The 11054-nt window shown below is 35.2% G+C and carries 8 protein-coding genes; 6 read left to right on the top strand and 2 right to left on the bottom strand.

Features of this window, described 5'->3' with window-relative positions:
- Positions 1–206: 206 nt before the first annotated feature.
- On the bottom strand, positions 207–1211 hold the full coding sequence (locus ACQKCJ_RS05765) for a TQO small subunit DoxD (protein WP_427401576.1): 1005 nt from the start codon (positions 1209–1211) through the stop codon (positions 207–209).
- Between the two features lie 30 nt (positions 1212–1241).
- A complete protein-coding gene (locus ACQKCJ_RS05760) occupies positions 1242–1658 on the bottom strand; it encodes a hypothetical protein (RefSeq protein WP_271334240.1) in 417 nt (138 codons plus the stop codon).
- Between the two features lie 384 nt (positions 1659–2042).
- Between ACQKCJ_RS05760 and ACQKCJ_RS05755 the strand changes: the two genes are divergently transcribed.
- The 6 genes from ACQKCJ_RS05755 (at position 2043) to ACQKCJ_RS05730 (ending at position 11017) form a co-directional block, all read left to right on the top strand.
- Positions 2043–3146: a lipase family protein gene (locus ACQKCJ_RS05755; protein WP_427401575.1), complete on the top strand. Its 1104-nt coding sequence runs from the start codon at positions 2043–2045 to the stop codon at positions 3144–3146.
- A 756-nt stretch (positions 3147–3902) separates the two neighbouring features.
- Complete coding sequence (locus ACQKCJ_RS05750) at positions 3903–6974, top strand: SusC/RagA family TonB-linked outer membrane protein (protein WP_427401574.1); 3072 nt, start codon at positions 3903–3905, stop codon at positions 6972–6974.
- An 11-nt stretch (positions 6975–6985) separates the two neighbouring features.
- Positions 6986–8908: a RagB/SusD family nutrient uptake outer membrane protein gene (locus tag ACQKCJ_RS05745; protein WP_271334243.1), complete on the top strand. Its 1923-nt coding sequence runs from the start codon at positions 6986–6988 to the stop codon at positions 8906–8908.
- 479 nt (positions 8909–9387) lie between these two features.
- Positions 9388–9909 carry an RNA polymerase sigma factor gene (locus tag ACQKCJ_RS05740; protein WP_427401573.1) on the top strand — a complete coding sequence of 174 codons (522 nt, stop codon included), beginning with the start codon at positions 9388–9390 and terminating at the stop codon, positions 9907–9909.
- A gap of 46 nt (positions 9910–9955) precedes the next feature.
- Positions 9956–10165 (top strand): hypothetical protein, encoded by a 210-nt coding sequence (locus ACQKCJ_RS05735; protein ID WP_271334245.1) that lies wholly within the window; start codon positions 9956–9958, stop codon positions 10163–10165.
- A 12-nt stretch (positions 10166–10177) separates the two neighbouring features.
- Complete coding sequence (locus tag ACQKCJ_RS05730; protein WP_427401572.1) at positions 10178–11017, top strand: FecR family protein; 840 nt, start codon at positions 10178–10180, stop codon at positions 11015–11017.
- Positions 11018–11054: the final 37 nt, after the last annotated feature.

The following is an 11054-nucleotide window of genomic DNA, read 5'->3' as shown; positions in this document are numbered from 1 at the left end:
TTTAGCTATTATATCTCAAATAGTATATACATATTGTTAAAATTACCTTGATTTCTTAGTAAAAAAATATGTTTGTGAATAATTATTTACTACAAAGATCATAAACTGAGCAGTTTCCTGAATTACATAATTTTCTTTGATGCTTATAGAATTACTGTCTTAAAATAAAAAAACGGGAAGCAGAAGCGTTACCGTTTTTTGTTTAATTATAAATGCGCGGTCCAGACAAGACCACTTATATCTGTTAGTGTTAGTGTATAATGCCCGTTTTGAAGGTTGGGCTGACCAAATATCGGAATCCGAATTGTTGCTTTTGCTCCAAGCGGAATAATTAAACTATGTGCTCCAGGTTTTATTTTTGCTACATAGTGATTGTTTATCGTTTTAGGAGATAGTTTGGCTAAATCACTTCCGTTCAATTGCAAAAGATAGTTATCGGCAGCATCCTGTAGAGAAATTCCAATCAGGAACGAGCCATACACATCAACGCCTTCTACACGAAAAACCTCAAAGCTTATTTCATTTCTATCTATTTTTAAGTTGCTGATTTCAAGTTTAGGTTTTACTGATTTATTATGAAGAGTGCCAAAAACACCACCATGAAAATATTGGTTGGTAAATAAAGTAAGCCCTATAATAAAAACAACTACCGCCAGAAGAATTCGTTTATAAGGAAATAAATTCAATTCTCCCGAACCCAATATTTTAAACCATTTTGTTTGTGTAAAACGAAGATTCTTTTGCATAAAATAAGCATCCAGAGAAAGGTAACTGCTGCCCGTTAAGAACAAAGTAAATCCTGAAGCCAGTCCTAAAATCCCAATTTGCCATTCGTCCAGACAGGTAGTTCCGATCCAGCCCGAAGCCAGTAAAATACCAAATGCCAATAAGAAAATTCCAATACTCATAAGTCGGGTAAAAAGCCCCAGAATCATTGCCAGACCAACAATCCCTTCAATAATAGTAAAAGCTACCATATTGATCCATAAAGCATCAGGATGTGTGACTAAATATTCTATGACTGGTTTTATTCCAAGAGCATTAGGTAAAAAATGATTGAATTTTTCTCCAATATAACCAGCTTCGTCCTGAATTAATTTATTTTCGAGAACAAGTCGCCTCCAAAAGGCAGAAAAATAAGTCCAGCCCACAACCAGACGCAAGGCTAAAGCAGCTATAGAAGCGGCATTAAAAGTTTTTTGATGTTGCATTTTATAAAATTTTAAAAAATAATAATTGTTTTAAGCAAGGCATGAAGCAACCGGCGGGGCAATTTTTAGATTTTTAAAGACTATAAAAAGAGCAGGATAATGAATAGAACTCTTTTCGAATTCGAATCCAGGATGAATTTGTAATGAATAGGAAAGTAAGTTTTCCTGTATTTGAAAACGAAATACTTGCAATCCCGGAATTACTGGTGACTGAGGTATCGAAAAGGATTTTTTGTAAACAGTGCTTTTCTGAATTATATGAACGCTACAAGATCCCTGAACAGGCAAGGAGGTAAGACTTTTTTGAGAAATTTCTACAGATTCGATTCCCGCAAGATGCAGGACAGATTTTTTGACATGGCAATGAGAAAAAGCGTAGATCAAACCCACAACCAGCAAAAGCTGCTTGAAATAACCAAGGAAAAGAGTTGGGGTTTTTAATTTCATTTTATAAAAATAGTATTTAAAAAACACTTACGCCACTTTTTTTATAATGTTAACACCATCAAAGTTCCGGTTATGCTTCCGAATTAGAAAGAGAGAAACGGAATCTGCGGATTTACGAAGCAATATAGAAAACTGTTTTTTTAGTAGAATAAAGTCAGTTATCCTTTATTTTGATTCAATATATTTTTTGTCGAATTATAGCGATTATGCCATTAGGAAAATGTACCATTTCAGAAATTACGCGGTTGTACTATAATAATGATTATATTTATTGTAGGATTAATTTACCTATAACCAGTACTAATCCAGGGGATATCTAGTATAAATATCGTTTAAAGTTATATTTTAAGTAGCCAGTAATAATCAATTAACAACTTAGTAGTTATGAAATTTTTTAAATTATTATTAGTAATCGTATGTTTTTTATTTTCTGTGGCCTATAGTAATGCGCAGGATTTAAAACCCGGGTTTGATAAAGAAGAATATAGGGAGTTGATTTATATCGCTACGCAATCGACGGAATCTCCGGAAAAAGCTAAGACAATCCCTCAACCTGAACACTCAAAACTAATATACAGAAGCAAACCAATTGGCTTAGACAATCTATGGGAATTATGGCTCAAAGATGGTAATACAGCTGTGTTATGCACCAGAGGAACTACTGAAAAAAGCGAAAGCTGGCTTGCGAATCTTTATGCGGCAATGACTCCGGCAAAAGGAGAATTGAAAATATCTAATACCGATACTTTTAAATATGAATTGTCAGACAATAAAAATGCGGCCGTTCATACGGGATATCTTTTAAGTACCGCTTTTATTTCTAAAGAAATGGTTCCAAAAATTGATTCCTGTTACAAAGCAGGAATTAAGAATTTCATAATTATGGGACATAGTCAGGGTGGAGGCATAAGTTATTTGCTGACGGCTCATTTTTATAATTTGCAAAGCAAAGGAGTTTTACCGGCTGATATTCGTTTTAAAACCTATTGTAGTGCAGCTCCTAAACCCGGAAATTTATATTTTGCCTATGATTACGAAAACAAGACCCAAAATGGCTGGGCATACAATGTTGTGAGTGCTGTAGATTGGGTTCCTCAAACTCCTTTTTCAGTCGAAATGCCGGACGATTTACCCGTTGTAAGTCCAGTGGCAATACTGGAAGAAACAATAAAAAAACAATCTTTTTTTAAAAGAATGTTCTTAAATATGGTATACGGCAAACTCACTAATCCATCACTTAAAACGGTTAAGACATATCAAAAATTATTAGGGCAGGAAATGGCAAAAAGAGTACAAAAAATTCTACCGGAATTTGTTCCTCCTAAATTTTATAATAGCAATAATTATGTTCGAACAGGTACTACTATTGTACTTTATCCAAATGACAATGACGAGAATTATTATAAAAAATTCCCTAATGACAGTAAAGATTTAATGATACATCATTCTTTTCCTCCATACTTGTATCTTTTAGACCAACTTAAATAGCGATATTAAGCATTGCAAAATTAGAAAACAGAACGATTAAGTATAATTGTTCTGTTTTTTTTGTGCCTTATTGTTTCAGAAATGTGCAATGCCTAATTCTTTTCAATTTATCAGAACAGATTAAATCCTATAGTAATAACTTCAATACTAACAGGTCCTTAAATCCCGTACAACAAGCCTGTTTGCAATAACTATTTCCAAAGTTAGAATTGTGTTTTAACTACATTAAGATACAAAGCTAAAAAGCGAATAAGCCCTGTAAAACGTCTTGTTTTGGACAACCGATTGTTTTTTTTAAGCGTTCTCCTGACTATTGTTTTATTCTTTATAAATGGGGAATAAATTTGTTATATATAATGTTTTTCAAACTCTTATTGTATTTTTAGCACGTTTTTCTTCTCATTTTTAATTTTTTAAGAGCTGTAAATTTAAAATAATTATGAAATGCTTTCTTTTATGTTTTTTTTACTGTTTTTCTAAATTGCCTGTTAAATCAAAAAAATAATTATCTTATTTGTTTAATTTTTAGAATAATACTTATTTTTTTAACTTTAAAAATAAGTATAGTGTATTATTATGGGTCGATTTTTTTGTAATATGTAAAAATAAATAACACAACCGATTGCGTATTATTTAAATTTATTTACTTTTGTTTCATTCGTTAGAATTTTAGTAGGAACTGACTATCGAAAAAAGATGTTCTTATTGTTTAATGAAACTTACTAACCAAAGTATTAACCAACTAAATTAATTTCTATGATTAACTTTTTTATTATTAAAAAAACAAAACTCTTAAATTGTTTTGGGTTTTTATGCCTGATGTTTTTGTTTTCGCAAAACACCTCGGCACAAACCACAGTAACTGGAATCGTTTCTGACAGCAACGGTCCTATACCGGGAGCTAATGTGAGTATTAAAGGCACTAAAACGGGTGTCATTACAGGTTTTGACGGGAATTATTCTATTGCAAATGTGCCTAATAATGCTGTTTTAATTTTTAGTTTTTTAGGTTTAACGAATAAAGAAATTGCTGTTCAGGGCAAAAATAATATCAATGTGGTGCTCGAAGAAAACTTAAGCAATCTTCAGGAAGTGGTTGTGATAGGGTACGGTGCACAGCGCAAAGAAGCTGTAACGGGTTCTGTTGCTTCTATAACCGGAGATGATTTGAGGGAAGTTCCGGGAGCCAATATTACGCAGGCTTTGCAAGGGAGAATTGCGGGGGTCGAAATGACACAAACCTCATCAAAACCGGGTGCTTCAATGCAAATCAGAATTCGTGGTACGCGCTCACTTAATGCGAGCAATGATCCGCTGGTAGTTCTTGACGGTATTCCTTTTGCGGGATCAATTGGTGATATTAATCCAACGGATATTAAAAGCGTTGACATCCTTAAGGATGCTTCGGCAACAGCTATTTACGGATCTCGTGGGGCAAATGGGGTTATATTAGTAACCACCAATAAAGGTAAAAAAGGACAAAAGGCAAGATTTACTTTTGATAATTATTACGGTTTGAAAAGTGTATTTGCCCGCTACCCAATGATGGACGGCGAGAAATTTGTAAAGCTTCGTACAGCCGCAGGAATTTATACCAATGGTTTAGACGAATCTAATACTACAAATACAGACTGGCAGGATTTATTTTACGGAACGGGTATGGTTACAAGTAATGATTTTGGAGTGTCCGGCGGAACAGAAAACGGTTCTTATAATTTTGGTATCGGACATTATAAAGACGAAGCAGTTATTCCGGGTCAGGATTACGAGCGTATTTCGCTGCGTGCTTCTGTAGATCAGGAAATAGGCAGGTCTTTTCGCTTTGGTATTACTACAAATAATAATTATTCGATTACCAACGGAAGTAATTTGTCAATGTATGGTGTACTGAACAGTTCGCCAATAGCGAATCCTTACAATCCGGATGGCTCTTTAAAAAGAGTAATTGAGATGCCGTTGGACCAGCAATGGGTTTATACCAGAGAAAGTGTAGAGAATCTGGGAGATAAATGGATCAACCAGACCAGAGCGTTCGGTTCTTATAATAATATCTATGGCGAGGTGAAGATTCCCGGAGTAGAAGGTTTAAAATACCGTGCCAATGTAGGTCTTAATTTCCGCATGACGGATTCGGGAAGTTACACGGGCGAAGGTGTTTTTAGTGCAACGCCAACTACGCCTTCAACTGCTAATATAGGACATTCACTAACTACTAACTGGGTGCTTGAAAATCTATTGACATATGATCGTACTTTCTCAGAAAAACACAAAATAAATGTGGTTGGATTGTATTCTGCAGAACAAACTTCTTTCAACAGTTCGTCTGTATCGGCAAGAGATATTCCTTCAGATGCTTTTCAATTTTATAACTTAGGACATGCAGCAGGTGAAATCACAATTAACCCCAACGATCAAAATTATTACAAAAGTGGCTTGATGTCCTGGATGGCGCGCGCGATGTATTCGTATGACAACCGCTATATGATAACGGCTACGGTACGTTCTGATGCTTCTTCGAGGTTGGCAGACGGGCATAAATGGAATACTTATCCGGCAGTATCGGTGGGATGGAATGTTAAAAACGAATCGTTCTTAAAGGATGTTGGATTTCTGGACGCCTTAAAACTTCGTGTGGGTTATGGAGAAACGTCAAACCAATCGATTAATCCTTATGCAACACTTGGACGTTTGAGCACTAGACCATACAATTTTGGTACTGATTACGCTGTTGGATATTATGTGTCTGAATTGCCTAACCCGAATTTAGGTTGGGAATATTCTTCGACATGGAACTACGGACTGGATTTTTCTATCTTAAAAAATCGTTTGTCAGCGACTGTAGAGTATTATGTAACAGATACAAAAGATATTTTGCTGGGTGTTAATCTTCCAAGTACATCCGGGGTAACAAGTTATACAGGAAATATAGGACAGTCTCAGAATAAAGGTATCGAATTTTCATTAAACGGTGTCATATTAGACAATGCCGGTGGCTGGACTTGGGAAGCGGGAGTTAATTTCTATTCTAATAAAAACAAATTAGTAGCATTGGCTTCAGGACAAGACAGGGACGAAAGCAACTGGTGGTTTGTGGGCAAGCCAATCAATGTAATTTATGATTATGAAAAAATTGGACTTTGGCAGCAAGGAGATGCTAACTTAACAAAATACGAACCGGGAGGAAATGCGGGAATGATTAAAGTAAAATATACGGGAGATTTTAATGCAGATGGAAGTCCAACAAGACAAATAGGACCAGAGGACAGACAGGTAATGAAAGTTGATCCTGATTTTCAGGGCGGTTTTAATACTCGTGTAGCGTACAAAGGATTCGATTTAACAGCAGTTGGAGCTTTCCAGAGCGGAGGTATTTTAATCAGTACACTTTATTCTTCGTCTGGTTATCTTAATATGTTGAGTGGGCGCAGAGGAAATGTTGATGTAGATTACTGGACACCGGAAAATACAGATGCCAAATATCCAAAACCGGGTGGTATTGCAAGCGGTGATAATCCGAAATACGGTTCTACTTTAGGATATTTTGATGCGTCGTATTTAAAAATTCGTACCATTTCGTTGGGTTATAATTTCAAACAGAAATTTATTGAAGATGCAGGATTGCAAAAATTCCGTATTTACTGTACCATACAAAATCCATTTGTTATGTTTTCGCCTTACCACAAAGAGTCAGGAATGGATCCTGAAACAAACTCATACGGTGATGAGAATGCTGCGGTAACCACTGAGTATAAAAAACGTTTACTGACTTTAGGAACGAATACTCCGGCAACACGTAACTTCTTGATTGGTTTTAATTTAACATTTTAAAAAAGAAAAAAATGAAACGTATACAAATAAGAACTTTTATAGCAACAACGATTATGATGTTGTTTTTAGGGTCGTGCAACGAAATTTTAGATGAACAGCCAAGAAGCATTTACGAGCCCGGATTTTTTAAGACGGAAAAAGGGGTTTACGGAGGATTAACTTCCATGTATGCTCACTTGCGTTATATTTACGGACCAGCTTATTATTACAATACATTGGTAACAGGTACAGACGAAGCAACCTACGGACAAAGTGCTGACAATAACTTTAAGGATATGGATTTGTCCGGAGTAGGTTCTGTCACATCAACAAGCAGTCGTACAGATGGTTTATGGACTTCTACATTTCCTAATATTAATACGGCAAGTGGTATTATAGAAAATGCGGCAGCCGTAGGAACGATATCTGAGGGTTTGATTGCGGAAGCAAGGTTTTTTCGCGCTTTCGATTATTTTCTTTTAGTGCAGACTTTTGGCGGTGTGCCTTTAGATTTGGGTGCAGGAGAGTTAAAATTCAATACAAACCCTGTGAGGACTTCAACTCGTAATACGGTTCCTGAGGTGTATACCAAAGGGATATTTCCTGATTTATTAACGGCAATAAATGATTTGCCTGCACTGGGTAGAGTAAAGGGGGGAGTGACTAAAACAGTTGCAAGATTGTATTTGTCTAAAGCATATTTAACTTATGCATGGTGGCTTCAAAATCCTAATAATATCCCAACTTATCCTGCTGCTGACAGAACAGATCCTGATGGACATGATGCGCAGTGGTATTTTCAAAAAGCATATGATATAGCAACAGAAGGTATTGACAATCCCGGACCTTTTAATTTACAAAATACATATTATGATGTTAATGTAGGCGTAAATGATCGTAATAGCGAAATACTATTATATGCAGATCATACAGAAACAAGTGAATTTTATAACGCGAGCAGTCTTACGTATTCTAATGGTGCCGCACCCGAGAATTTTTCAGGATGGATGATGACTTGGAATTACACAAATATCAGAAGTGCAGGTGTCAGTTCTATTCAGCGTGAAGCCTCACAACCATTAGGGCGTCCCTGGGTACGTATGTGTCCAACAATTGGTGTAATAACAAACACTTTTGCTGACAAAACAAATGACTCACGCTACGATGGTACTTTTACGACGGTATATCGTGGTAACTGGAATAAAGCAGGAAATACTGCTGCAACACTTATCAATGCAAATGGTTTACCGGTTAGTCCTGGTGGTGCAATTCTAACTTTCCTGAACACGGATAATCCGGGTGTTGTATATGCAACAGCTACAGCAAACATTGGCGCAGGATTATTGGCAGGAAGATCAGATTTTGTTATTAACCCAAGTGGAATTAGCAGAATTGTATATCCGGGTCTATGGAAATTAGGCGTTTATCGCACGGATAACGGAACGGGATTAGGACAGCCCAATGCAGCAAGTACACGCCCTTTTAATATCGCCAAGTTCTCTGAGTTGTATTTTGTTGCAGCTGAAGCAGCTGTAAAAGGAGCATCACCAAAAGGAGGAAAAAGTGCCAGAGAATTAATTAATGTGATTCGTGCACGTGCCGGAAAATGGAGATGGGATAATAACGGAAATACTGCAAAAGTAGCAGACAACAGTACTGCTCTAACAGCGGCTACTCCAGCAATTATTGATCTTAATTATATTTTGGCAGAGCGTTCACGAGAATATTATGCTGAAGGATACCGTTGGTTTGATTTAGTGCGTACCCAAAAATGGGAAGAATTAGCAGGCTCTTATCAAATTTGCGGAAGTAATTACGGCGATCACACTCCTGTAACTGTAACGAGAACAATAGACAAACATCATTATTTGCGCCCTATTCCGCAGGCTCAACTCGACGGAATGGTCATGACGCCTTCAGAGAAAGCAGCGTATCAGAATCCGGGTTATGAATAAAGATTGTTATTTCGATTCCGAAACTTAGGGAGAGAAATCGTACTGAAAATTCAGCAAAGATTGGTGTTTTTAGGAATGAAGTTACGATTGCGATTTCTCATTCTTCGAAATGACAAGATTGCGATGATTTATCGAGAAGGAAATTTTAAATAAAGCATTATTACGGCATTTTATATAAGTGGTTATCGTTAGTTTTTGTAAAAAGCCGGGAGTTTATTCTTCCGGCTTTTGTTTTTTATTTGAGGTTTATAATCTGATATATTTTGAACAATCAAAAACGACCAGGTTTTCTTAATGAAAAGTTAAGTTTACGTTTTTTGATACTATATTTTTTTTGTCAGAAAATTTTAGAATAAATTTTCTGTTCTTTGTAGATTAAATTTTACTAAAAAAGTAACAAAGTATAAGTCTTAGCGACCAATTTAAAGTACAATATTATTAGGTAATTTAAGTTAAGACTAATCATCGTATTTGCGTTTATGGACAACAAGAAGTTTATATTAAGTTTAAAAAAAGGTAATGAGGCTTCCTTCAAAGAAGCTTACCTTAATTACTATGATAAACTGATAAGTATTGCCAGACGTTTTGATTTTACCGTTCTGACCCCACAGGATTTTGTTCAGGAAACTTTCTTACGATTATACAATAAAAGAGAATTGCTTAATGAAGAGGTTTTATTCGACAAACAATTGTTTACGATCTGCAAGAATATCATTCTCAATCACGTTAATAGAGAAAATAAGATAATTCAGCTTGATCCGGAGTTCGAAAAAATGGAACCCGAAGATACAGAAACAATAATTTTTGAAGAAAGAAGAGAAAAACTGTATAATTTTATTAATCTTCTTCCGGAGCAGCAACAAAAAATATTTACTTTACACAAACTGGAAAACCTTAGCTATAAGGAGATTGCAGCAATGACAGATCTTTCTGAAAAGACAATTGCCAATCATATTTATCTTGCCAGTAAATTTATTCGAAAAAAAATCGAAGAGCATTAGGAACTTTTGTGTTCTCGTTTGTTATATCTATAAACGGAAACATAAAATGTATATTGAATCTTATAAAACGGATGTAAAAACAAAGGAAGACGCAAAATTTATTGTCGTGCTTCTGCAGTTTATTATTTCTGATTGCATAATGAATTTTGACAAAGAGAATCACGATCTTATTCTAAGAATCGAAACCAACAGGGATATAAAAGAAATGGTTTATGGTGTTTTTAATAAACAGGGATTTTACTGTCAAAAAATATAAAGCTTCAAAGACATGGATGAAAAAAAAATAGAAGAAGAATTGAAAAAAGTGTGGGACGAAACTCCTGTTTCACATTCTGATAATGAAAAAGAGATTTCCTGGGAACAGTTTCAGGCAAAGGCATTTGCTTCAGAAAAGAAGAAATCTAAGGCTTGGTTTTATTATGCAGCGGCAGCAGCAGTTTTAATTTTTGTTGGTACCGGAATTTACTTTAATAGTAATCCTGCAGAAAAGGCAATTCAATTTGCTTCGAATGTAATTGAAAACCGGACTTCAAAAGTAAAAACTATTTTCTTGCCGGATAGTTCGAAAGTAGAATTAAGCCCAAATTCTAAAATTGCTTATGCCAATAATTTTGAGATCAATAGAAAAATTGAAATGGAGGGTGAGGCTTATTTTAAAGTAAAAAAAGATAAAAAGCATCCTTTTCAGGTTTTTTGCAATGAAACTACAACTACGGTTTTAGGAACTTCTTTTACTGTATTAGGGCAAGATGGAAAAGGTGTAGTAGTGCAACTTTTTGAAGGAAGTGTGCAGATGAGTGTAAAAGATCAGGATAAAAAATGGATACTGAAACCGGGTGATAAGTTTACTTATGCAAACTCAATTGTATCGGTCGTAGAATTTAACAGGTTTACGGATTTTGAGAATGAAAAACTGATGGTTGTGAGTGCCTATATTGAAGCGCATTACGGTTATAAAGTAATTATACCACAAGAATATTACAACCAGCGAATTACAGTAAGAATAAATAAAAAAGAAGATTTAAAAACAATTGTCGAATTAATATCAGAAATGTATAACCTAAACTTTGAAATAAATGAAGATTTAAAACAGATTACTTTTCAATAGAAAAGAAAAGGATGCACTAGCCGCGAAACTAAACATC

Origin of the sequence: Flavobacterium sp. NPDC079362 (assembly GCF_050267765.1) — a bacterium.
Classification (GTDB): domain Bacteria; phylum Bacteroidota; class Bacteroidia; order Flavobacteriales; family Flavobacteriaceae; genus Flavobacterium; species Flavobacterium azizsancarii.
Note: the sequence above shows the minus strand (reverse complement) of the source record. Positions and strands in the feature narration are given on the sequence as shown.